The 23973-nt window shown below is 27.6% G+C and carries 25 protein-coding genes and 1 pseudogene; 22 read left to right on the forward strand and 4 right to left on the reverse strand.

Features of this window, described 5'->3' with window-relative positions:
* Window positions 1-210 precede the first annotated feature (210 nt).
* Window positions 211-1851, forward strand: coding sequence for an LTA synthase family protein (locus TEGL_RS08590; protein WP_018591225.1), 1641 nt, complete (start codon window positions 211-213; stop codon window positions 1849-1851).
* Between the two features lie 57 nt (window positions 1852-1908).
* Complete coding sequence (locus TEGL_RS08595) at window positions 1909-2109, forward strand: hypothetical protein (RefSeq protein WP_018591224.1); 201 nt, start codon at window positions 1909-1911, stop codon at window positions 2107-2109.
* Between the two features lie 251 nt (window positions 2110-2360).
* Here the strand turns inward: TEGL_RS08595 and TEGL_RS08600 are convergent, their stop codons facing one another.
* Window positions 2361-3035 (reverse strand): hypothetical protein, encoded by a 675-nt coding sequence (locus tag TEGL_RS08600; protein ID WP_018591222.1) that lies wholly within the window; start codon window positions 3033-3035, stop codon window positions 2361-2363.
* Window positions 3036-3439: 404 nt separating this feature from the next.
* Between TEGL_RS08600 and TEGL_RS08605 the strand changes: the two genes are divergently transcribed.
* From TEGL_RS08605 to TEGL_RS08635, 7 genes are all read left to right on the forward strand, one after another.
* On the forward strand, window positions 3440-4705 hold the full coding sequence (locus tag TEGL_RS08605; RefSeq protein WP_018591221.1) for a cation:proton antiporter: 1266 nt from the start codon (window positions 3440-3442) through the stop codon (window positions 4703-4705).
* A 185-nt stretch (window positions 4706-4890) separates the two neighbouring features.
* On the forward strand, window positions 4891-6087 hold the full coding sequence (locus tag TEGL_RS08610) for a DEAD/DEAH box helicase (protein WP_018591220.1): 1197 nt from the start codon (window positions 4891-4893) through the stop codon (window positions 6085-6087).
* 230 nt (window positions 6088-6317) lie between these two features.
* Window positions 6318-6929 (forward strand): hypothetical protein, encoded by a 612-nt coding sequence (locus TEGL_RS08615; protein WP_018591219.1) that lies wholly within the window; start codon window positions 6318-6320, stop codon window positions 6927-6929.
* A gap of 131 nt (window positions 6930-7060) precedes the next feature.
* Window positions 7061-7405, forward strand: coding sequence for a hypothetical protein (locus tag TEGL_RS08620; protein ID WP_018591218.1), 345 nt, complete (start codon window positions 7061-7063; stop codon window positions 7403-7405).
* A gap of 151 nt (window positions 7406-7556) precedes the next feature.
* Window positions 7557-7691, forward strand: coding sequence for a hypothetical protein (locus TEGL_RS08625; protein WP_018591217.1), 135 nt, complete (start codon window positions 7557-7559; stop codon window positions 7689-7691).
* A gap of 171 nt (window positions 7692-7862) precedes the next feature.
* Window positions 7863-9239, forward strand: a complete 1377-nt coding sequence (locus tag TEGL_RS08630) for an aldehyde dehydrogenase (RefSeq protein ID WP_018591216.1) — start codon at window positions 7863-7865, stop codon at window positions 9237-9239.
* Window positions 9240-9324: 85 nt separating this feature from the next.
* Window positions 9325-9498, forward strand: a complete 174-nt coding sequence (locus TEGL_RS08635) for a hypothetical protein (RefSeq protein ID WP_018591215.1) — start codon at window positions 9325-9327, stop codon at window positions 9496-9498.
* Between the two features lie 82 nt (window positions 9499-9580).
* Here TEGL_RS08635 and TEGL_RS08640 read toward each other — a convergent pair whose 3' ends face one another.
* Window positions 9581-9991: a hypothetical protein gene (locus TEGL_RS08640; protein WP_018591214.1), complete on the reverse strand. Its 411-nt coding sequence runs from the start codon at window positions 9989-9991 to the stop codon at window positions 9581-9583.
* 370 nt (window positions 9992-10361) lie between these two features.
* Between TEGL_RS08640 and TEGL_RS08645 the strand changes: the two genes are divergently transcribed.
* The 8 genes and pseudogenes from TEGL_RS08645 to TEGL_RS08680 form a co-directional block, all read left to right on the forward strand.
* Entirely contained in the window at window positions 10362-12287 is a 1926-nt protein-coding gene (locus tag TEGL_RS08645) for an OPT family oligopeptide transporter (RefSeq protein WP_018591213.1), read from the forward strand.
* Window positions 12277-12624 carry a PqqD family peptide modification chaperone gene (locus TEGL_RS08650; RefSeq protein WP_018591212.1) on the forward strand — a complete coding sequence of 116 codons (348 nt, stop codon included), beginning with the start codon at window positions 12277-12279 and terminating at the stop codon, window positions 12622-12624. The genes TEGL_RS08645 and TEGL_RS08650 overlap by 11 nt, the downstream gene beginning before the upstream one ends.
* 516 nt (window positions 12625-13140) lie before the next feature.
* Window positions 13141-13350, forward strand: coding sequence for a hypothetical protein (locus tag TEGL_RS08655; RefSeq protein ID WP_018591211.1), 210 nt, complete (start codon window positions 13141-13143; stop codon window positions 13348-13350).
* A gap of 218 nt (window positions 13351-13568) precedes the next feature.
* The gene (locus tag TEGL_RS08660) at window positions 13569-14612 is read left to right on the forward strand and encodes a helix-turn-helix domain-containing protein (protein ID WP_018591210.1); all 1044 of its coding nucleotides are present in this window, start codon (window positions 13569-13571) and stop codon (window positions 14610-14612) included.
* 427 nt (window positions 14613-15039) lie between these two features.
* Window positions 15040-15357, forward strand: a complete 318-nt coding sequence (trxA, locus tag TEGL_RS08665) for a thioredoxin (RefSeq protein ID WP_018591208.1) — start codon at window positions 15040-15042, stop codon at window positions 15355-15357.
* A gap of 292 nt (window positions 15358-15649) precedes the next feature.
* Window positions 15650-15985 carry a YcxB family protein gene (locus TEGL_RS08670; RefSeq protein ID WP_018591207.1) on the forward strand — a complete coding sequence of 112 codons (336 nt, stop codon included), beginning with the start codon at window positions 15650-15652 and terminating at the stop codon, window positions 15983-15985.
* 176 nt (window positions 15986-16161) lie between these two features.
* A complete protein-coding gene (locus TEGL_RS08675; protein ID WP_018591206.1) occupies window positions 16162-16698 on the forward strand; it encodes a VanZ family protein in 537 nt (178 codons plus the stop codon).
* A 127-nt stretch (window positions 16699-16825) separates the two neighbouring features.
* Window positions 16826-16957, forward strand: a pseudogene (locus TEGL_RS08680) (thioredoxin family protein); the annotation flags it as partial.
* Between the two features lie 168 nt (window positions 16958-17125).
* On the opposite strand, the gene TEGL_RS08685 reads toward TEGL_RS08680, so the two are convergent.
* Window positions 17126-17572: a GNAT family N-acetyltransferase gene (locus TEGL_RS08685; protein ID WP_018591204.1), complete on the reverse strand. Its 447-nt coding sequence runs from the start codon at window positions 17570-17572 to the stop codon at window positions 17126-17128.
* Window positions 17573-17679: 107 nt separating this feature from the next.
* Window positions 17680-17928, reverse strand: coding sequence for a CD3324 family protein (locus tag TEGL_RS08690; protein ID WP_081617897.1), 249 nt, complete (start codon window positions 17926-17928; stop codon window positions 17680-17682).
* Between the two features lie 404 nt (window positions 17929-18332).
* On the opposite strand from TEGL_RS08690, the gene TEGL_RS08695 reads away from it, so the two are divergent.
* The 5 genes from TEGL_RS08695 (at window position 18333) to TEGL_RS08715 (ending at window position 23973) form a co-directional block, all read left to right on the forward strand.
* Window positions 18333-18902, forward strand: a complete 570-nt coding sequence (locus TEGL_RS08695) for an HD domain-containing protein (protein ID WP_018591203.1) — start codon at window positions 18333-18335, stop codon at window positions 18900-18902.
* 101 nt (window positions 18903-19003) lie between these two features.
* Window positions 19004-19405, forward strand: coding sequence for a DUF2809 domain-containing protein (locus tag TEGL_RS08700; protein ID WP_018591202.1), 402 nt, complete (start codon window positions 19004-19006; stop codon window positions 19403-19405).
* 165 nt (window positions 19406-19570) lie between these two features.
* The gene (locus tag TEGL_RS08705; protein ID WP_018591201.1) at window positions 19571-21685 is read left to right on the forward strand and encodes a leucine-rich repeat domain-containing protein; all 2115 of its coding nucleotides are present in this window, start codon (window positions 19571-19573) and stop codon (window positions 21683-21685) included.
* A gap of 97 nt (window positions 21686-21782) precedes the next feature.
* On the forward strand, window positions 21783-22661 hold the full coding sequence (locus TEGL_RS08710; RefSeq protein ID WP_018591200.1) for a DUF4085 family protein: 879 nt from the start codon (window positions 21783-21785) through the stop codon (window positions 22659-22661).
* 166 nt (window positions 22662-22827) lie between these two features.
* Window positions 22828-23973, forward strand: a complete 1146-nt coding sequence (locus TEGL_RS08715; RefSeq protein WP_018591199.1) for an AI-2E family transporter — start codon at window positions 22828-22830, stop codon at window positions 23971-23973.

Here is a 23973-nt window from a genome sequence, read left to right on the forward strand (position 1 = left end):
AATAGAAGAAGAATTTATATTAAAGTTAAATAAAACTTTTATAAATTAATTTGTAAGAGTAGGTAATAAATCATAGTTTTAAGTACTTAAATTTTTTATACTTCTTTAAGATTTCGTAATTATTCAATTAAATAGGACATAAGCATACAAAATACTATATTATATATAATTGGAGAAAGTTTATATACTATATAAATATAGGAGGTGTTTATGAGATTTTTAGGCAAATTAATAATATGTATAATAATTATCATAATAATAAGTATAATTGCAAAAGGAAAGCTTATCTTTGTAAAAGATAAGGATAAATCTAGGAAAAGAGATTACATAGTGAAAACCTTATTAGTATTAGGTTTTATATTAGGTCTTGTTTTTGTATTTTTCTCAACGTGGTATGTGGAATTTTTCGGTAAAATAACGCCAGAACAACTCCTATTTAATTTAAAAGCACCACTTAAAGGAACTGAATTTGGTATGACAGAGGAAATACTTAAATCACCAGTATTAAATATTGTTATTTGTACCATACCATTTTTAATTTTTATTAATTGGAAATATAATGTTTTCCTAATTAATAAAAATAATGAAAAGAAAACTATTTTAAATAAAAAAAGAGTGAGAATTATATCTATACTTTTATCAATTGTTACTTTGGTAGGTGGAGCAAGTTTTGGTATTAACAAATTGCAACTTCAAAAAATTGCCAAAGCTTATTTATCTTCATCCACATATCTAGCTGATAATTATGTGAACCCTAGGGATGTGAAAATGACTTTTCCAAATAAAAAGAGAAATTTAATTCATATTTATTTAGAATCAGTGGAAAATTCATATTTAGATAAAGATTTAGGCGGATATATGGATGTAAACTTAATGCCTGAACTAACGGAGCTTTACAAAGAAGGTTTATCATTCTCTAATACGGATAAGTTTGGTGGACCTCATACTACATATGCTTCTGAGTGGTCAGTGGCAGCCATGATAAATATGGATATGGGACTTCCATTAAAAATTCCTATGGGGCGTAACTCTTATGGAAAAGATGGCAGTTTCTTACCTGGAGCTGTTGGTATAGGAGATATTTTACATGCTCAAGGTTACAATCAAACAATAATGTTTGGAGCAGATGCAGATTTTGGAGGACTTACAACTTATTTTACAAGCCATGGCAAATTTAATATATTTGATTATAAAGCGGCAAAGAAAAAAGGCTTAATACCTAAAGATTATTATGTATGGTGGGGATTTGAAGATGACAAGCTTTATGAGTATGCAAAAAATGAAATAACTAGACTTTCTAAGGAAGACAAACCATTTAATTTTACAATGGAAACAGCGGATACTCATTTCCCAGATGGTTATTTATCAGAAAAAGCTGAGAAAAAACATGATTCTCAATATGCAAATGTTATTTCTTATTCTACAAAAGAAACAGTTGATTTTGTGAAATGGATTCAAAAACAGCCATTCTATGAAAATACTACAATAGTTATAACTGGTGACCATCCAAGTATGGACAAAAAATTCTTTAATGACTTTGATCCAAATTATGAAAGAACTATAGTTAATTTAATACTAAATGCTCCTGTAACTACTGATAATGTGAAGAATAGACAGTTTGCACCATTTGATATGTTCCCTACAATTCTTTCAACTTTGGGAGTGGAGATCGATGGAGATAGATTAGGTCTTGGAACTAATTTATACTCAAACAAGAAAACTATTATTGAAGAGCATGGTATTGATACTGTAAATAATGGATTGGGAGACAATAGTGATTTATTTAATGATGAATTTATCAATGATAAGAAGAACAGTACTTTTAGTAATGATTTAGTGACATATAAATAATTCATGTATTTGTTATAATAATTAAATCAATGTATAAGTAAAGGGGAATTAAATAATATGGAGTGTACAAAGTGTAAAAATGAAATGAAGAAGGTAAATTTTGCCACTGGAGCTGTTTCAACATGGCCCTATCTATGGTATAAGAAAAAAGGTATTTTTGAGACGGAAAAAGTAAGTAATGTTTCTTGCTATGTCTGCGTTGAATGTGGAAAAATAGAATTGATAGCAGACAAACCACAGATATTTAAGAATATTTAGACAAACAGGAGGTTTTTATGGGGATGCATTCCAAGTTATCAGAAAGTATAAAGAGTGGGTTTGGAAAAGGAAGAGTTTATAGAATTTGCTAATTCTATGATAAAAACAACTACATATGCATTAGCTAACAATAAGAAAATTGTTAGCCAAGGATACTAAATAAAGTTATACATCTACAGATGTATAACTTTATTCTAAATATGCAGATTAGCCACTAAACGTAAATTTTAAGACTAGTTAACACTTCTAGTTTATTTAGAAGATAATTGATCTTTTAATTGCGATTCAAGTTCTATAACCTCATTAAAAGTACTCTTTAATTCTTTGATTAATGGATTGTTACGAATATCGTAGACTTTTTTCAAAATTACTTCTTTTTCAGCAATTTTGAATATATCATTACCGTATGTTTTTTTATACATAGATATTTTGTCATCAATTATTTCTGACTGTTTACTTAACTCTTTAGCCAACTTTTTAGTGTCCTTTAACTCAATATGAGCTTCAGATATTTTTTTGTTTATATCTTGAAGAGTAAGCTGTCCTTTACTAAGTAAAGTTTCCTCTTCATCAGATGAAGTTTCTTTTTTATTTTTAATTTTTTCGATAACTTTAATAGGCTTATCGACTTTAACCTTTTCACCTTCGTCATTTTTGTTATCTTTATTTTCAATCATTCCTTTTATTTCGCTAAGTTGAGATAATTTGCGTTCTAAAGACTCCTGGAGCTTTTTATTTATACTGGAATTGTATGTAGCATCTAAGTTTTCTATAGCTAAATGTTTACCTTTACTAATAACATGTAATTCTTTTAATGATATATCTATGTTTTTATTGTTAGCACAATTAATTTGTATTTTTTTAAAAGAACTACTGTTGTAACTTTTTAACAGAGTATTAGCACTATTTATATTTAAAATATTCATATATTCACCCCTATTATTTAATAAATACCTTTTAATATAATTCAATATAAGTGTACGACGTATAAAAATTTATCTTTAGTAAATTTACTTGAAATGATAAGAAATCGAAATATTTTCTTTGGAGACATTGGATCTACGAATATATTGAATAGTGAAATCCTAAAGGAAAAACTATTTATTAAAAATATTTTGAAAAGTCTAACTTGGGTTTTACCTTGTATTTACTATAATTAAAAAATCTATACATTTTATTGGTAAATATTTGAAAATATTGTAAAAAATTACTAAATATACTGTAAATACCAGGAAAAAATTGGTGAAAATATTTAGTTTTCTTATTGACTTAATCAAATTAAAGGAATATAATTAGCAATTGTCAATGAAGAAAAGGGAGAGAAAAAGATATGGAAAGTACAGTAGAAGCAATTGCAACTAATAATTTAATTTTAATATTTGCAACAATAGGTATTACAGGAATAGTGCTTGGAAGGTTAAGTGAAATATTAAAAATTCCAGATGTAATACTTTATTTAATAGCAGGAATAATAGTAGGACCAGCAGTTTTAAACATAATAAGTGTACAATCTTTTCCAGTGGAAAATAACCTTATATTAACATTTGGATCAGCATTCATATTGTTTGAAGGTGGAAAAGAAATAAATTTAAAAGTACTAAATAAGGTTAAGATAAGTGTAGGTATGTTAGCAACAGTAGGGGTTATAGTATCAGCTGTTGTAGTAGGTGTAATATCAGGAAAAGTTTTTGGACTTCCAATAGTAACAGCGTTACTTTTAGGATCAGTAGTAGCATCAACTGACCCAGCGGCTCTTATACCAGTTTTTAAACAAGTTACTATAAAAGATAAAATAAAACAAACAGTAGTGAGTGAGTCAGCGTTTAATGATGCAGTGGGAGCTATATTAGTTTCTACATTATTAGGAGTATTAACTAGTGGTGAATTTTCTGTTGGTGCTAGTGTAAAAGAATTACTTGTATCAGCAGGTGTAGGTATTGGTGTAGGTGTAGTAATAGGATACTTATTAACAGTATTTATGTCAGACAAAAAAATAGGAGTATTCCACTCTTATGCACCAATAATGGCTTTACTAAAAGTTGCCCTAGCTTATGAAATAGCAATTAAGCTTGGTGGTAGTGGATATATGGCAGTGTTTATAGCAGGTTTAATTTCTGGAAACAGAAAATTATTTGGACTATGGATACCAGAATACGACTTCCAATCAGTACAACATTTTTCAGAAAGTGTAAGTACAATGTGTCGTATGGCAATATTTGTAGTACTTGGAACACAAGTAGACCTAGGAGCTCTTGCAACATACTGGGCACCATCATTATTAATGGCTTTAGTATTAATGTTTGTAGCAAGACCACTTGTAGTTTTAATATGTACAGCTTTTGACAAAAGTGCAAACTGGACTTTTAAAGATAGATTATTTATGATGTGGGTTAGGGAAACAGGAGTTATACCAGCGGCCCTATCAGGAATAATAGTTTCTATGAAAATTCCAGGATACGAAATAATATCATCAGTAGTGTTTATGACAATACTTGTTACTTTAATAGTACAAGCTAGTACTACTAAAATGGTTGCAAAAAAACTTGGTGTTTTAGAAGAAAGTGAAGAAACGGAAAAAATATCTCAAGTTGCATAGAGTTTAATTTAAAAATGAAATTAAATCAAAAGGCGTGTATTTTCTAATTTGGAAAATATATGCCTTTTGATTTTTTAGCAAGGTAAATATTTGGACATAATAAGTTATAGCAAGAAAAGGAGACATGGACATATTTTGTTATATGAGTGTATAATAGAAGATAACTATATTTAAAGGAGCAACAAATGAAAAAATTTAATCAATTGGTAATAAATGAAAAACTTATAAAAGGACTAGTAAAGCAAAATATAACAGAGCCAACAAAGGTTCAGTCATTAACAATAGAAAAAATAAGAGAAAATAAAGACTTACTAGTAAATAGTGAAACTGGAAGTGGAAAAACCCTAGCTTACTTACTTCCAATGTTTGAAAAAATAGACATAACAATGAGAGAGACACAAGTTTTAGTACTTGCACCTACTCATGAATTAGTAATGCAAATAGCTAACCAATCTAAGTTATTAGCAGAAAACTCTAATATGGATGTAACTACTTTTGCTATAATAGGAGAAGTTAACATCCAAAAACAAATTAAAAACATAAAAGCAATGAAGCCTCATATAGTAGTAGGAACTGCTGGTAGACTTCTTGATTTAATTCAACAAAAAAAACTTAGAGTACACGATGTAAAGACTATAATACTAGACGAAGTTGATAGTTTAGTAAGTGGTAAAGGAGAAGGAATTGTTGAAAAAATAATAAAAACTACTTTAAGAGATAGACAACTTTTAGGATTTACAGCTAGTTTAGACGAAAAGTCTGAGAGTTTCTGCGATTATATGATGAAGGATATGGAAATTATAAAAGCTAATGATCAGTCAGCTATAAATCCAAAAATAAACCATATGTACATATATGGTGATAGAAGAGAAAAGTTCACAATTCTTAGAAAGGCATTATCTAGTGCTAAGGCTAAGAGAGCAATAGTTTTCGTAAATGACGAAGATAGTATAGAAGTTATTAACGAAAAATTAAACTACCATAAATACAAAGCTGTATGTATATCAGGTAAAATGAGTAAAGAAGATAGAAAAAATGCAATGACTTCTTTTAGAAATGGAAAAGCAACTATTTTGGTTTCTTCTGATTTATCTGCTAGAGGACTAGATATACCTGATGTTAGTCATATATTCAACTTAGATTTTCCACCTAGCAAAAACGAATATCTACACAGATGTGGTAGAAGTGCTAGAGGAGATAAAAAAGGTACTGCCATATCAATAGTTACTAATCAAAATTTAGGAACAATTAGAGATTACAAAAGACAGTTTAAAATAAATATGAATGCAGTAGAAATAAAAGAAGGTAAATTTGTAGATGTGGACTTTACAAAATTAAAAAAGGAAGCAAAAGCAAAAAGAGAAAATAAAGATAGAAAATAAATTAATTTTGAATTAAGTCAAATTATATTTAATAAGTTTGGAATTAGATTATTTTTATCAAATAATAAGAAAAAAAGTCTATAATTTCTTGTTTTATCCACCATAATATAACAATTTATACATAAGAAAAATGTTACACTGTTATAGAAGAAAATAGATATATACAAATTATTCAACAAAATTAGGGGAAATGACTAATAGAATAAAAAAGAACAAAGGGGATAAAACAAATGAAAAAAAACGTATTAACTTTTCTTATGATTATGCTATTTTTACCGATAATGATGACTGGTTGTAAAACTGAAACGCCAACAGATGTGGTAAACACATATTTTTCATCTATAAAGAAAAGTGATAGCAAAGAAGCTGAAAAGCTTATAGAAAACACACTTTCAGATGAAATACTAAATGAAGCAACTAGTGAAGTATCAACAACTAACAAAACATCTGACAAATCTAGTGAATCAAATAAAGAAAGCAAAAATTTAGATGGATCGCTAAAAATGTATCTTTCAAAGATAGATGCTAAGGTAGTATCTGAAAAAGTAAATGAAGACAGTGCAACTGTTAAAGTGGAAGTAAAAGCACCTAATTATAGCAATTTATTGTTGGAAGTTATGCAAGCCAGCATGAAAGAAAGTCTAGTTGGAAAAGATGTAAAAAAATCTGATGTGGAAAAAAGTTTAGAAGCTAAAATTAAAAATAGCAAAGCAGAAACTAGAACAGGACAAATTAACTTAACTAAGAAAGATAATAAATGGAATATAAAATCTGATGCGGATATTACAAACTTGCTTCTTGGAGAAGCTGATGAAAGAGAAAGTGTAATGTTTAGTAAGTAGAAAAATAAATTCATAAATATATAAAAAAAATAGTACTCTTTAAAGAGTACTATTTTTTTGTAAATTAAAAAGCATATGAATAATAAGTAGATTTTAATATACAGGTATAGATTTGCAAGGAGGAAGTCAAGGTGGCTAAAAAGAAAAAAAGGGAAAGCACGGATAAGAAAAATAATAAGCAATCTAGCCGAAATTGTAATTCAAAGCAAAATAGCAATTCAAAAAATAGCAATTCGAAGCAAAAAAGCAATGATAATATAAAGTTTTCTGATTTTAGTTATGCTGAACTTATAGTATTAGCTGCTACATTATCTTATAGTTTGGCTGAAGAGCTTGATGAAGATGACATTGCCATATTCCTTGTTTTTTTAGGACTTTTGTTAGCTGATATGCAAACACTTCTTACACAAAGATCAATAAAAGCTAAACGACAAGCTCCTACTACAGAAGACTTAGAATTAGAAACGGAGATATAGAATTACACTTAGGTGAATAAATTAAGATTGTTAAAAGATTTACAAAAATTGTAGAAATTAATGATAATTTAGTGATAAAGTGATACAATTAATTATATACATTTGGAAAATATTTACATAATAACTCTGATTTATAAACGGGGGTGGGGAAATGTCTATTACAGTTGAAGCATTTTATAACGCAATAAACATGTTTTTATTAGCATTAACTCTTACTAGTATGGTAGCATTTGTATTTTCTGCAACAAAAAATAGATCAACTAATAGTGAAGTTTCTAAGTTTTAACAAAGTAATAATAATTTTTAATTTAACAAAATAATTATGATTACACTCGAAATATAAATCTATTTCCTTAAAGTTTTATTAAATAGGAAATAGATTTTTTTAATCATTGAAAATATGTGTATAATATTATGTATATAAACTAAAATGATAAATGGATAAAAGAGGTTAATTATGAGTAAATATGAAAATATATTAGAAAGTCAAAGAAACTATTTATCTCATCTTGGAACAATAGATGTGGATAAAAGAATTGATAATTTAAAAAGATTAAAAAAAGTAATAAAAAAATACGAAGACGAAATAATTGATGCGCTAAATAAAGATTTGGGAAAACATATTTTTGAAGCTTATTCCAATGAGGTAGGATTTGTTTATGGAAGTATAGACTTTGCCATAAAAAACTTGAAAAAATGGATGAAGGTTAAAAAGGTAAAAAATGATGCAGCTCAACTTCCTGGCAAATCATATATTTATAAGTCTCACTATGGAGCCGTATTAATAATAGGACCATATAACTATCCATTCCAATTGACTATAGAACCATTAATTGGTGCTATAGCAGGAGGAAACACAGTGATTTTAAAACCATCTGAATATGCAACTGCTACTGAAGCTATAATAGAAAAAATAATAAAAGAAACTTTTAATGAAGAATATATTGCAGTTGTTACTGGGGACTATAAAGTAAATAGTTATCTTTTAGATTTAGAGTTTGACTACATATTCTTTACTGGTAGTGTAAATGTTGGCAAAATAGTAATGGAGAAAGCCAGTAAGCACTTAACACCAGTAACATTAGAACTTGGAGGAAAATCTCCTGTAATAGTTGATAATACTGCTGATTTAAAAATAAGTGCAAAACGAATACTTTGGGGTAAATTAACAAATGCAGGCCAAACTTGTGTGGCGCCTGATTATCTATTGGCTCACGAACATATATATGAAGAACTTATAGAAGAACTGAAAAACACTATAACTGAATTTTATGGTAATGATATTATAAATAATAAAGAGTTCGGTAGAATAATAAACGATAAACATATGAATAGACTAAATAACATACTTGAAAATGACAAAGAAAAAATAGTAGTTGGTGGAGATGTGAATTTTGAACAAAGATATATTTCACCAACAATTATTAGAGATGTAACTTTGGAAGATAGTGTTATGCAAGACGAAATTTTTGGACCTATACTTCCAGTAATAAAGTATAAAAATTTAGAAGACTTAAAATATTATATTTCTAAACATAAAAATCCATTGGCATTATACGTCTTTTCAGAAAATGACGATTTTAGTGAAGACATAATAAGAAGATTTACTTTTGGAGGAGGCTGCGTTAACGATACCATAAGCCATGTGGCATCAGCTCATCTACCTTTTGGTGGAGTTGGAACTTCTGGCATAGGAAACTATCATGGAAAGGCCAGCTTTGATACTTTTACACATGCTAAATCAATAGTTAAAAAAAGTACTAAATTAGATCTTAAGTTGGTATTTCCGCCATACAAGGAAAAGGTAAACCTAATTAAAAAGATAATGAAGTAAGTTTTATATTAATAAAGTGTTAGATAAATATAAAACTTACTTAATTAAAATGTTATATTTAACTGAACATGAAGGGGGATAACTTATGAAAAATATGAAAAAAATGTACGGCATAATACTAATAGTTTGTATTATTTTAATTATGTTTATAGTAACAAAATCATATTACAAAGATACGATGGGGGCAATGGTATTAGGAATTTCATTTGGTTTTGTACTTTCCAGTATTATGAATTTACTAAAAAAAAATAAAAATTAATAAAATATAAAAAAGAGTTAAAGTAATGAAATACATTAATTTCAATACTTTAACTCTTTTTTTATGTATTTTAAGTGTGATTTTAAGAGCAGTTGAATTTACTAGTTTTCTTAAAAAATAATAAATCTAAAAAATTAAATCCAAATGATCCACCAAAAGATATTGCTGCAATATTAAATAGATCAATATTGTCAGGTTTCAAAAATACTGATAGCAAACCTAAGAATAAAAAATAGCATACAAAACCTTTTATAAATTTAATAATTCTGTTTTTTAAATCTCTTTTACTTAAATTTTTAAGTTGTATAAGAGTTGCTATAAGCATACAAACTAAAAATGATAAAAAGCTTATAAAGTATATGGAAAGGAATTTCTGTATAATTTCATCATTAATTTTGCTCTCAAAAATGTAAACTAAAATCAATAAAATAGTCAACGTTACTATTATTCCTAAGAAAATTCTATTGAATTTAACTAATTTATCATTTGTCATGGTTACCCCCTAATATTATGCATTTTTATATAACAATATCATGATTAGTAAAAATTGGCAAATTTACATTAAAAGACATCTAGAAAAAAGTGTTCAGAGGAAAAGGTAAACCTAATAAAAAATAATTAGGTATTTTTACCAATAAAAAACTTAATAAATATAAAAACTCATGCAAATGTATGAGTTTTTTTGTGCAAATAAACTTTGCAAAAAGGATTAAAAGTGTTGAAATTTAGGGGGAAAAAGAAAAAGTGTAATGGAAAAGATAAAAATTTTTAAAAAAACGTTTTAAAAATTTGAAAAAACATATCAAATTATATCGAATTATGCTATAATGGAAAACGATTAAAAAAGAAAGGAAATAATTGATATGAATAAGAAATTATCAAAAGAGGCTTATGGTGGTGTTCATGGTAAAGATTATGTACCATATATAAACGATAAGTCAAAAAAAGGTACAAACCTTGCGGTATTATTAATAGGTATTGTATTAGCAGCACTATTTGCAGCATCTACAGCTTACTCTGGTATGAAATCGGGGTTAACGGTTGCAGCAGGAATTCCTGGAGCTATAATTGGTTCTATGCTTATAGGAGTATTCGCTAAGTCAAAAGGTATACTTGGAAAAAATATAATCCAAGGTATGTCAAGTGGTGGAGAATCTATAGCAAGTGGTATGATTTTCGTATTACCAGCAGTTATCCTTATAGGAAGTCAAATAACATTCTTTGAAGGAGTAATAGTAGGTGTAGGGGGATGTTTATTCGGTATAGGATGTTCATCATTAGTTTACAACTACTTAATAGTAGAAGAACATGGAAAACTTATGTATCCAGAGTCAATGGCAATATCAGAAACTCTTGTTGCATCTGAAGGTGGCGGAGATGCTATCAAATTCATGGGAATAGGTTTTGGAATAAGTGGTATTATAAATGTTTTAACAGGATCATTCTTTAATGTAGTTAACAACACGATGACATTCTTAGGAAGTAAGTTCTATAAATGGAAGTTCTCTATGGAAGTTAACCCATTATTATTAGGTATAGGATTCATAGTTGGATTAGAAGTATCTTTAACTATGTTTGCTGGTTCTATATTATCTAACTTTGGTATAGCTCCATTAATAGGTTACTTCACTGATATGGCTGCTAACAACATGAACGCATGGAATGATGCATCAGTAGTTATAAGCCAAATGGATGTAAATGCAATATCTGGAAGTTATGTTAAATACATAGGTGCAGGTATGATGCTTTGTGGTGGTATAATAGGAGCAATAAAACTTATACCAACAATAGTTGTTTCTGTAAAAGAAACTTTAAATGCAAGATCTGCTAAAGACGGAAGTTCTGAAGGTAGTTCAGGAGAAATGTTAATACTTATAGCTAGTATGGTTATAGCATTTGTAGCAGCATTTATGATATCTGGAAGTGTAAAAATGGCAATAGTAGGAGCAATAGTTTCTCTAATATTATCATTATTATTCGTAATAGTTGCAGGACGTCTAACTGGTACAATAGGAACATCTAACCTTCCAGTATCAGGAATGACAATAGCTTCATTAGTTATATTAACATTAGTATTCGTTATAATGGGATGGACTAGCAATGCTGATAATAAATCATTATTATTATTTGCTGCATTCATGGTTGTTGCAATATCAACAGCTGGAGGATATACTCAATCTCAAAAAGTTACTTATGTAATAGGTGGAAATAAGAAAGAAATGCAAAACTACTTCGCAATAGCTTCTGTAGTAGGTGTTATTGTTGTTACAGGAACAATAATGTTACTTGCTGATCAATTAGCTGTTACTGGAGCAGATGCACAATTTGCACTACCTCAAGCTAACTTAATGTCTACATTAACTTCTGGTATAATGTCAGGAAATTTACCATGGGTTATGATAATAGCTGGTGTAGTTATGGCTTTATTCTTATTCTTATTAAACTTACCAATAATGACTATAGCTATAGGATTCTACTTACCAATATCAACAACTTCAATAATATTAGTTGGAGCATTAATCCGTGTATTAGTTGAGAAGATGTGTAAAGATACTGCTGAGAGAGAAGCTAGAGTTTCAAACGGTATAAGTTTATCTTCAGGATTAGTTGCTGGTGGATCTATAATAGGTCTAATAGGTATAATCTTACAAGTATCTGGAGTTATAACTCCTAAAGTTCCAACTGGATTTGCAGCTGGGAACATGATGGCAGTAGTAATATTAGTTATACTAGTTGTAACTACAACTGTGCCAATAATGGTATCTAAAATTAAGAAAAATGAAAACTAATCAAGAAGTTTTAGATATTGTTTATAAAATTTGTGATAATATAGAATATGATGTAAACGAAGATAAAGTAGTTACCATACTTGAAAAACAAGACCATAAGATTCAGAAGTTTTTTAGAAAACTAAAGTTTAAAATTCCTACGCATAAAAAAATTGAACTAGATGAATACAGTAGTGCAGTATTTTTAGAAATCGACGGTGAAAAAACTGTTGAAGAAGTTGGGAAAAAACTTGAGGTTAAGTTTGGAGAGAAAGTAAATCCACTTTATGAAAGGTTATTACTTTTCCTAAATCATATTGAAGTAAATTGCAAATATATAGAAAGAACTAATAGCTAATTAAAAGAATTAAATATTAGATATTGACATAAATAGGTATAAACTATATTCAAAATTAAGACCTATGGAACAACGTTATATGTTCCATAGGTCATTTTTACATGTTAGGAAATTATAGTTGGATTTACGCTATTGATAAGCTCTAAAATTAAGGTATATCAATTCATTGAGGAAATGTTAAAAATGAATTTTTGAGCAACGGAGTTGCGTGAAGCGGTAGCTAAGGCATCTCGTTGGCGATATGAGCGAAGCGAATTTTTATTGTGATAATATTTCCGTAATTTATTATTTCAATATACTATTTTGAATATAAAACATGAAGAAGAAACAAAAAGTTACAAAATATATTGATGACTTTTAAGGATAAAAAATAAGGGTATAATAAACATGACAAAAAGATTTTGGAAGTAAAAATTAATAGAATTTTAGAGATTAAATATTAAATAGACACTAGAAAAATATAAAGTATCTGTTAATCAAAAGTAAAAATAGTAAAAAACGAAGGGAGAAATGAATATGAGAAAAATAAAAGAAGGTAATGTAATATACCTTATACCAAAGGATAAAAATACAATGGATTTAAGATGTAGCGAGTGCGGGGTTGTTAAAAATGAACTAGATATTGAAGTAGAGATTGATAAGGTAACTAATAGAAAAGTGTACAAATGTGAATGTGGTTGCAAAACATTTACACCACAAATAGATTTAGAACAATACTACATATAATCACCAAATATCTGAAAAAAGGAAGAGATTGAATGAGTGAAACCTACAAAAGGTTAGAATAATAAATGCGCCTACGAAAAATGTGGGTGCATTTTTATGTTTAACTATTAGTTAAAATTATTGCTATGGAGTTAACTACAGGTTAATTGTAGTTATTATTTAAAATTGATATTATATAAGTAGGAGAGCAAACATTACCATTTTTAAGAGGAGCATACATGAAAATAAATGATATTATAAAATTAAAAAGAAAAGAAATGGATTTAACTCAAGAACAAATAGCGGAGTACTTAGGAGTAACAACTCCTGCAGTTAATAAATGGGAAAAAGGAAATTCATATCCTGATATTACAATATTACCTGCATTAGCAAGATTATTGAGAGTTGATTTAAATACTTTGCTATCATTTAAAGATGAACTAACAGATAAAGAAATTGGAAAATTCACTAATGATCTAGCAGCTATTATAGATGAAAAAGGATATGATGATGGATTTCAATTAGGAATAGATAAAATATATAATTATCCTAATTGCTATAAGTTAATTTTTTCAGTTGCATCTGTTTTGCAGGGCGCATTATTTATGTATGGTGTGAAAGATAAATATAAGTATGAAACAGAAATTGAAAAGCTATTTGAACGTGTAGCTAATTGCGATAATCCAGAGTTATGCAATCATGCAAAATCATTACTAATTTTTAGATACATAGAAAGAGAAGATTATGATAGTGCACAAAAACTTATTGATACCTTACCTAATATATCAATTAATAAAAATGAAATTCAATCTAAGTTATATATTAAACAGGGTAAAATATCAGAAGCATCTGAAATCATAGAACAAAATTTATTACGTATGGCTAATGAAATTCAAACATCATTAATAAGTATGCTTGATATTGCTTTAAAAGAAAGTAGACATGAATATGCAGCAATTTATGCTGACAAAATACAACAAACAGTTGAAATATATGAATTATGGGATTATAACAAATATATTGGCCATTTTCAACTTGCAATAGAAACAAAAGATAAAAAAAGGAGTATGGATACATTAAAAGTTATATTACCATCCATCAAAAAACAATGGATGATAAATCAGTCTCCACTTTATAGACATATTAAATCTAAAAGTGTAGATAGTAAAATGGGTATAATGATGCTTGATAGTATAATTAGGGAGCTTGAAACTAGTGAAGAAGCAGACTTTTTAAAAAGTGACCCTGAATTTATAGAGTTATTAAATGCATATAAAGATTAATTTTATGGATGTATTTAATAACTCTATAGGAAGTAAAATTATAGTAAGTAAGTTAAAGGGATACACAAAAATGTGTACCCCCTCTTTTAGATTTTTTATAATGCCAGAAAGTCAGGTCATTGTAAAGTTTTGACTAGGATACATGGGAAGTTATTTACATACTACATAAGAATATATTAAATACATTTGGAACAATATATAAGAATGAAATAGAAGCTAGACAAAGTATGAAGAAACAAAAATATGATGCAACTATAAATTTATAAAAACATGTATACTTAAGTAAATTTCAATATGTAGTATTTCCTTAGGTAACTTAAATGTAACTAGGCACTAAAATGTGCCTTATTGTTGTTTCTTTCTACAAGGTTTATTATTAATTCATAGAAGTAAACAAATAACTATAAGAAAAAAGGATGGTAAGAATATGTCAAGAATAATAGGAATAAATGAATTTAAAAATGATGTGGAAAATAATAAAGGTACAGTTGTAGTAGATTTCTTTGCAACTTGGTGTGGTCCATGTAAAATGTTATCACCAGTATATGACTCAATAGGTGAAGAAATGAAAGATAAAACAGAATTTTTAAAAGTTGATATAGACCAAAGTATGGAGTTAGCTCAAAAATTTGAAGTATCAACTGTTCCAACAGTGATAGTTTTTAAAGAGGGAAAAGAAATGGATAGATTAGTAGGTTTTATACCTAAAAACAGTTTAAAAGCTAAAGTAGAAGAATATTTATAATAAAAATTAAGTAACTAAGGCCTAAGTCCTATATTAATTGGACTTAGGCCTTTTAGCTTTATTCTATATGAATTTTGACTGATGATTATTGGCAGCAAATTGTATAACAAGTAAGTGGCACTGCGATAATTTACTTTTTTGTTTACAAATGTAATTATTTACTATATTTTCCATTAATATTATAATGTATTATATAATAAAGTTAAAAGGAGAAAAACATGAATTATAGCAAATTATTTACAGTGAAAATAAATTTGGTTTAATAGGGTTTGTATATTATTGGATTATATTAATGATTGTAGTAATTTTAGTTACTATATTAAAAATAGAAATGAAATTTAAAAAAGTAATAAAAACTGATAAAACAGGATTATGGGATTCGCAAGAAGTACTGGACTTTTACGAAGATTTTTTAATAGTAAAAAGTAAAGTATTTGAAGGAGAAATAAAAGTCAAATATGCTCAATTTTATGAAGTATTTGAGTCAAAGGATTATTTTATAACTTATTTAAATGACAATAAGGCAAGCTTAATAAGAAAAAAAGATATGGAAAGTGAAGTTATTCATAGTTTAAGGTCTTTGTATATAAAAAATCTTACAAACAAATATAAAAGTGTAAATATATAAATTTGTATTTTATTTTTTCAACGATCTATAATTGTAATAACTATTATTAAAATAATAAAAGTTATAATTTACATTTATAATGTTATAAAAAAAGATGTAAACGTTGATATACCATAAGGAACTTACAAAGGGAATTATATGTACATATAGTATATTAACTATATGGAGGTGCATGTATGAATTTCTTAATTAGAGGAATATCAGAGTTTGTAATAGTTATACCCGTAGCACTTATTATATTCTCACCTTACTTTTTATATACAAGGTATATACTTAAAATAAAAATAGAGTGGAACTCAGTAGAAATTTTATGTGAATTTTTATGGTTACTTATGTTATTGGCTATTTTGAACATAACAGGCATAATTGGAAGTATAATAGAGGGCAATTTTAGTGTGGATTCAGTAGTAAATGGGAGAGCATATATTGATTTTAATATTTTATCAGATGGTTTATCACTTCCTACAATACTAAATATTATACTATTTATTCCATTTGGTTTTTTTACAACTATGATATTTAAAAGATTTACAACTGGGGCTTTGATGGGATTTTTCATTTCAGTATCTATTGAAGTACTACAATTGTTTACTGGAAGATTTGTACAACTGGAAGATATATTAATGAATACCTCAGGAATGGTAATAGGATGTTTATTTGCTTTTTTAGTATTCAAACTTCACGATAAAGGATACATTAGGATTGATTCTTGATGATCAAAAATTTGCAACTACTACATGAAGAATAAACTTAAAAAATTAGTGCTTATCTTTGATAGATGAAGCGCTTTTTTTAATCTATAAAACTATGGCATGATATTATATATATTAAAGTTATGTAATAAATGAATTTAAAAATGATGTGGAAAATAATAAAGGTACAGTTGTGGTAGACTTCTTTGCAACTTGGTGTGGCCCATGTAAAATGTTATCGCCAGTATATGACTCAATAGGTGAAGAAATGAAAGCTAAAGTAGAAGAATATTTATAGTAAAAATTAAGTAACTAAGGCCTAAGTCCTATATTAATTGGACTTAGGCCTTTTAGATGTATAAATTAATATGGCTTTGTGAACGCAAAATAGAGTAATACTTTTCAATCATATTACTCTATTTATTAAATTATACTATAATTTGGATTACTATTTTAATTTCATATGCAATATAGGGAATGGATTACCCTGTTCGTCGAACTCAGATTTTTTAAAAACTTTAAAGCCCATATGTTTATAAAAGCCTAATGCTTGTGGATTTTGCTCATTAACATCTACATAATTTGCATTTAATACTTCTATTGCATATTCTACAAGTTTTTTTCCAATTCCATTTCCTCTACTATCATTACTTACAAATAACATTTCAATTTTAAAATCATGTATTCCCATAAAAGCTTTTATCATATCTTTTTTATCTCTTACACATAAAAGTTTACTAACGTATTTAGCACCTTCAATAACTTGAGGCTTTATTGATATTATGTCCTCTTCACTTAAAAAGTTATGTGTTGCTCTTACTGATGATTCCCATGTATTTAGTATTTCTTCCATATCTTTATTATTAATAATATTTAAATTTTCAATTTTTATCATTTAACAATTCCTCCTAAGTAAGTACGTCACTTAATATTATATGTTAAATACGATTTAAAAAGTTTATTAAGAATATTTCTGTACTAACTATAATCAATTAAATATATTTATTTGTTTTTATAGATATATAATATTCTTCTAATACTACTTTCAGATAGAAAATAATCTGTAGACAATTGTTTAATTGATGTTCCTTGTAAGTACTTGCTATATATTTCAAAATTTCTTGTTTTCAGCTCAGCTTTAATTCCACTAACCTCACCCCAAGATTTTTTGCTGTTATCTTTCTTTGGAATGTATATATAATCACCATCAATGTATTTTTGAACTAAATCTAAAACATCTTTAGGTAATATATTTTATCGCTCCTTACAAACTATGCTTTGATATTATTGCAGCTTTTGCTTGGAGCTAAATTAATTAATCTAATTTTACAAAACATGATGACACCTACCTTCTTGCTTAATTACGTTATTATATCATAAATTATAAAACTAAATGTCTAGTAAAAGAGATGTTTTCGTGAAAACTTAAAATAAAATATATTAATAGTTTGTATAACTTGATATGAGGTCAGAATTTGAGTTATTATAATATAAAGAAAACTTAATTACGTTTAGATTCTTCAGAAATTATATTTGAAGAAAATAGATAATCTAAATTAACCAGATTTATTTTACTTTTAGATCAATGGACAGAATCTTATTTATATAAGTTTGTAATAATGTTTCATAAATAAAAATTCTAGGGGGGACTTCGTATGAAAACAGCAACATTTCTAGAAATATTAACAGTAGCAGAAAAACTAAAATGTAATACTAGGCACTCATGGACATCAAACGGACGTCATGAAAGTGTGGCAGAACATAGTTGGCGTATTGCATTAATGGCATTATTAATGCGTGACGAATTTCCAGAGATTGATATGGACAAGGTAATTCGTATGTGTTTGATTCATGATTTAGGGGAAGCCTTTACTGGAGATATTCCTACTTTTGAGAAGAAAGAAGAAGATAGTGAAAAAGAGGATGAGATATTTTTCCAGTGGATTTCAACTTTTCCTAATCCTTATGATGAGGAATTCACAGAGCTTCTAAAGGAAATGAATGAACGCAAGACTGATGAAGCAAAGCTTTATAAAGCATTAGATAATTTAGAAGCAGTCATTCAGCATAACGAGGCGGATATTAGTACTTGGATTGAGCTAGAATATGACTTACAGTTTACTTATGGTGCAGATAAGGTGGAGTTTTCTCCTTATTTAAAAGAGCTTAAGAAAGAAATAGACAAAAGAACCACAGAAAAAATAGCTCAAAAGAATGAATCTTAGTTATTTAGAATAAATAACAGTGACTATCTCACAAGCAAGGATGCTAATTTGATTAGTAGTGTAAATTATTATGAAATGAAAATTGTGGAGAATTGATTATTATGACTAAAAGAGTAGTATATTTTATAATCACAGTGCTAGTAATGTTAATGGGTTTGTTATCGAGAAAATTCATGTTTATATTTCCAAGCCACATTGCTCCATATGTAGGAGATATGTTATGGGCTATGATGGTTTACTTTGGTTTTAGGTTCTTGTTTCCAAAGTTAGAGCTTTTAAAAAGTTTCAATATAGCACTTATTTTTTCTTTTGCTATAGAGACGAGTCAGCTATATCAGGCTGAGTGGATAAATATTATACGTAAAACTACTATTGGAGGTTTAGTACTTGGACATGGGTTTTTATGGATAGACTTAATAAGCTATTTTATAGGTATTATAATTGCTTTAATAATAGATAAAGTTTTAAATCATGCTAAATTTATAAAAGAATCAAGCAAATAGAAGGGGTACACAAAAATGTGTATCCCTTTTAACTTTGCTTTAAAAATTTTAGCCTATGCTCAAAACAATATATAATGGGTATTTTTTATGGCAGAATATTCTTTATATTTATCTGAAAATAATGTAGAATTTTAATGGGGATTAAAAAGAGGAGGCATAGTTAAAATGAAAAAATTATTAACATCATTTATTTTAGTTCTATCCATAATAATGGGGCAAATAACACCAATATCATGGGCAGAAGAAAAAATGACTAAAGAAGTAAAAGCTAGTGAAAGTAACGCATCAAGAGAGTACGAGGAAACAGAAGATAGCAAAAACTATATTGAAGTAGAAAAAGATGGACTAATTGGTAATATAGCCGATTATGAAAATGGAGAAGTATTCGCTTTTCAATTTGAAGGAGTATTAAATAGTAGTAATGAAATGATTAATTTTATCTTCGATGAATATTCTTACAAAGATGAAATCTACAACGATATAACAACCATAGAGTTTTTCGTTAAACTTGGAGATAAGATGGAATACGTAGCATCTAGAAATTTCACTTTAAATAATGATTTAGATAGGCATAGAGCTACAATAGATAGAGAATATTTCGACGATCAAGAATACATATATGCAAGAATAGGAAAATCTATGGACAAAGATGATGATTACTACTGTGGAACACTTTTATTTAAGGTACGAAATCCTTTTTATAAAGGTGGTGGAGAAGTAGTAAACATACCTGATAAAAAATTACACAAATCTATAAATGATAGTCTATACCAAGAGGCCTATACTCCAGTAACAAAGTATAGAATGTCACAAGTTAAAGAAATAAACTTAGAAGATGCTGGTGTTAAGAATTTAGAAGGTTTACAATATTGTGTAAACTTGGAATATTTATTCTTACAAAATAATGAAATTGAAGATTTTACACCTATTTCAAATCTAACAAAATTAAAAACATTAAACTTAAATGAGAACAATATAAAAGATATCTCTTTTATAAAGAACTTAACAAATTTAACGAAATTATATTTAAAGCAAAATCAAATAATAAGTGTATCTAATTTAAAGAATCTAAGCAAATTAAATACATTAATTTTAGAAAGAAATAAAATATCTAATATATTTTATTTATCAGGATTAAAGAACTTAACATATTTAAACCTTGGTTCAAACAATATATCTGATATATCTGTAGTAGAAAACTTTTCAAAATTAAAGCATTTTAGAGGTAGTCAAAATAAAATCACAGATATAAGTCCTTTAGGGAAATTGCCAAATATAACAGAATTACATTTATCAACACAAAGAATAGAATTAGGACCAGTGTCAATAAAAGAGGGGAAATTTATATTTAAAAATCCACTTATTGGTCTTAATGGAAAGCCAATAGCTCCAAGCAGAGTAGGAAATGGTGGTACATATTCAAAAACTTCTAATACTATAACTTGGAATAATCCTTTCTATAGTGTAGACTATCGTTTTTCTCATAAATTAGGAGTTTCAGGTACAGACTATACAGGAGATTTTTATATTTCGTTACTTACACCGATGTCTTATTTTAGTGTAAATAGTATCAATAAAACTTCAACAACTATCACAGGTAAAGGTTTGGCTAATTCCACAGTAAGAGCTTATGTTAATAATAAAAAAATAGGAACAACGGCTAAAGTTAGCTGGAATGGAAACTTTACTATTAAAAGTATAAGTGGATTAAAAGCTGGAGACAAAGTAGTTGTTAAGATGAGCCAAGATGGATATGAGCCTACACAAAAAACTATAACAGTAAGAAATACTTTTAGTAAATTTACAGTAAACTCGATTAATAATAAATCTACAGTTATAAGTGGAAAAGGATTAAAATCAGCAACTGTAAAAGCTTATATAAATGGAAAACAAGTAGGAACAACAGCTAAAGTTGATTCTACAGGAAACTATACTATAAAAAACATAAGTGGACTGAAAGCTGGTAGCAAAATAGTTGTTAAAATAAGTAAAGACGGTTATGAAACTAAACAAAATACTGTAACAGTATTAAATACTTTCAATACATTTACAGTAAATTCAATCACTACTAAATCAACATCAATAAGTGGAAAAGGATTAAAAACAGCAACGATAAAGGCTTATATAGATGGAAAACAAATCGGAAAAACAGTTACAGTAAGCTCAAATGGAACTTATAAAATAACTGGTGTGAAAAACCTTAAAAAAGGTAAAAAAGTAGAAGTGAAAATAAGTAAATCAGGATATTCAACCAAAAGTAAGACCGTAGCAATAAAATAAACTAAATAATTGACCTATTTGAAGCTAGGTTCTGGTAAAAGAGAGTTTGGAAAAATATTAATTTGCAATAAGTACAAATTAAAAAGGGGAAGTTATTATGAAATTTTTTACAAAAGAATATCAAAGAGATATGGGAAGAACTGATATACATATGCTAATGAGAGCTACAAAAAAAGCAGAAAAATTTGATGAAAAATACTACCAAGATTTATATAAAAAAGAATTGAAAGAATTCTTACAAGAGCAAAAAGAGTTATGTGAAATGTCAGAAGAAGATGAATTTGACGAAACAGATTGGGATGAAATATCCGTAATGGATGAAGAAGGTAATATGGTAAGTGTAAGTGAATTTATGTCACAAGAAGAAGTAGAAGAACTTAGAAACAGCATATTGGAAGGGGAAAGAGAAGCATTAGAAAATTTTGAAATGGATGAATACGATGAGTTAGAACTAACAAATAAATTTGCCCAAAATCACAAGGACGAAATAGAATTTCTAAAAAACAATTTGCCAAAAGACATTCTAGAAGATGTGGCAGATATAAGAGTGTTAGCTCTTAATAAGGTGTCAAAAAACCTTAAAAAGAGAATAGAAAAATATTGTAAAGAAAATGAAAAAACAACAAAAAAAGTAATGGAGGACTACTTTAATTACTTTAAAATGATAGAAAATCAAATTTCACAGAAAATATTGGATAATTATGATTTTCATGATTGTGAGATTTTAAGTATAAAAAAAGTTGGAGATGATATTGTCTTTGACCTTGATAATAGTGGTGGTTTTACAGATATAAATAAGATAATTTATAGAAATGGCCAGATGATAGAAAATAATTTGGAGGAAAACTCATACTGGATTTATGATGAAATATATAAGCTGGATGAATTATATGAGTTTCACATAGGAATAAGCAGCAACAACGAGTATGGTTACGATTATATAACTTTAAGAGCAAGTGATGTGGATTTTGAATAAATTTAGAAATTAAAAAGATATAGAATTAGTATAATATTAAATCCTATATCTTTTTTACTTGATTTTAAATAAAATTTATTGTAATATTACCTATAAAAACAATGTATATAAAATTAAGGAAATAGGTATAACGCTCTATTAGCCTATTAGCAAAAGGAGATTTACAATGAAAAAAGAAAGAAGTATGTTTTTGAAAATAGGACTTTCAGTAATAGCCCTATTTCTTTTGATTTATTACTGGAAAAATATTTCGGCAGGAGCAAAGACATTTATAGCAGTAGCCAACCCTCTAGTAATTGGGTGCATGATTGCTTATATTTTAAATATTATCATGAAGTTTTACGAGAGAATATTATTTAAAAACTGTAAAAATGAAGTATTACTTAAGTTTAAAAGAACTATATCAATACTTTTATCAATTGGTAGCGTTGTGATTATATTTATATTAATAGCAAGGTTAATAATACCTGAGCTAAAATCATCTATTGAAGTACTTATTTCTAGTATTCCACCTTTTACAGATCATATGATTGATTTATTAAATTCTAATCCTAATATACAAAACTTGTTGCCTAAAGATATAACTAGTTTTAATATGGATATGGTAAACTGGCAAGAAATAATCGATAATGGTTTTAAGTGGTTTACTTCTGGAGCAGGAACTGTTATAGAATATGTAACTGGTTTCTTCTCAGTAGTATTTAATTTTGTAGTAGGGTTAATATTTGCTATTTATATATTAGGTGGAAAAGAAAAACTAAGTAATCAATTTACTAGATTAATAAACACATACACAACTCCTAAAATAAGTGAAAGAACATTTTATGTGCTAAGAGTAGTTGATGAGTGTTTCCACAACTTTATAGTTGGACAATGTACAGAAGCTTTAATACTTGGAACACTTTGTACAGTAGGAATGTTTATTTTAAAATTCCCATATGCACTTATGGTAGGAGTGCTTATAGGATGTACGGCTTTGATTCCTATAGCTGGAGCTTATATTGGTGCAATTGTTGGATTTATTATGATTTTCACAGTATCACCAACTAAGGCAATGTTATTTTTAGTGTTTATAGTTGTGTTACAACAATTAGAAAATCAATTTATTTACCCAAAGGTGGTAGGTTCTTCTATTGGACTTCCTGGTATATGGGTATTTGCAGCAGTTATGATAGGTGGAGGATTGTTTGGAATTCAAGGTGTTTTATTTGGAATTCCTACAGTGTCTATTGTTTATCAATTGTTGAAAAAGGATATGAATAAAAGAGAAGGAAGTAATCCTTCACTGGAATCAGAACAATTATCTATATAA

The organism is Terrisporobacter glycolicus ATCC 14880 = DSM 1288 (assembly GCF_036812735.1).
GTDB lineage: Bacteria > Bacillota > Clostridia > Peptostreptococcales > Peptostreptococcaceae > Terrisporobacter > Terrisporobacter glycolicus.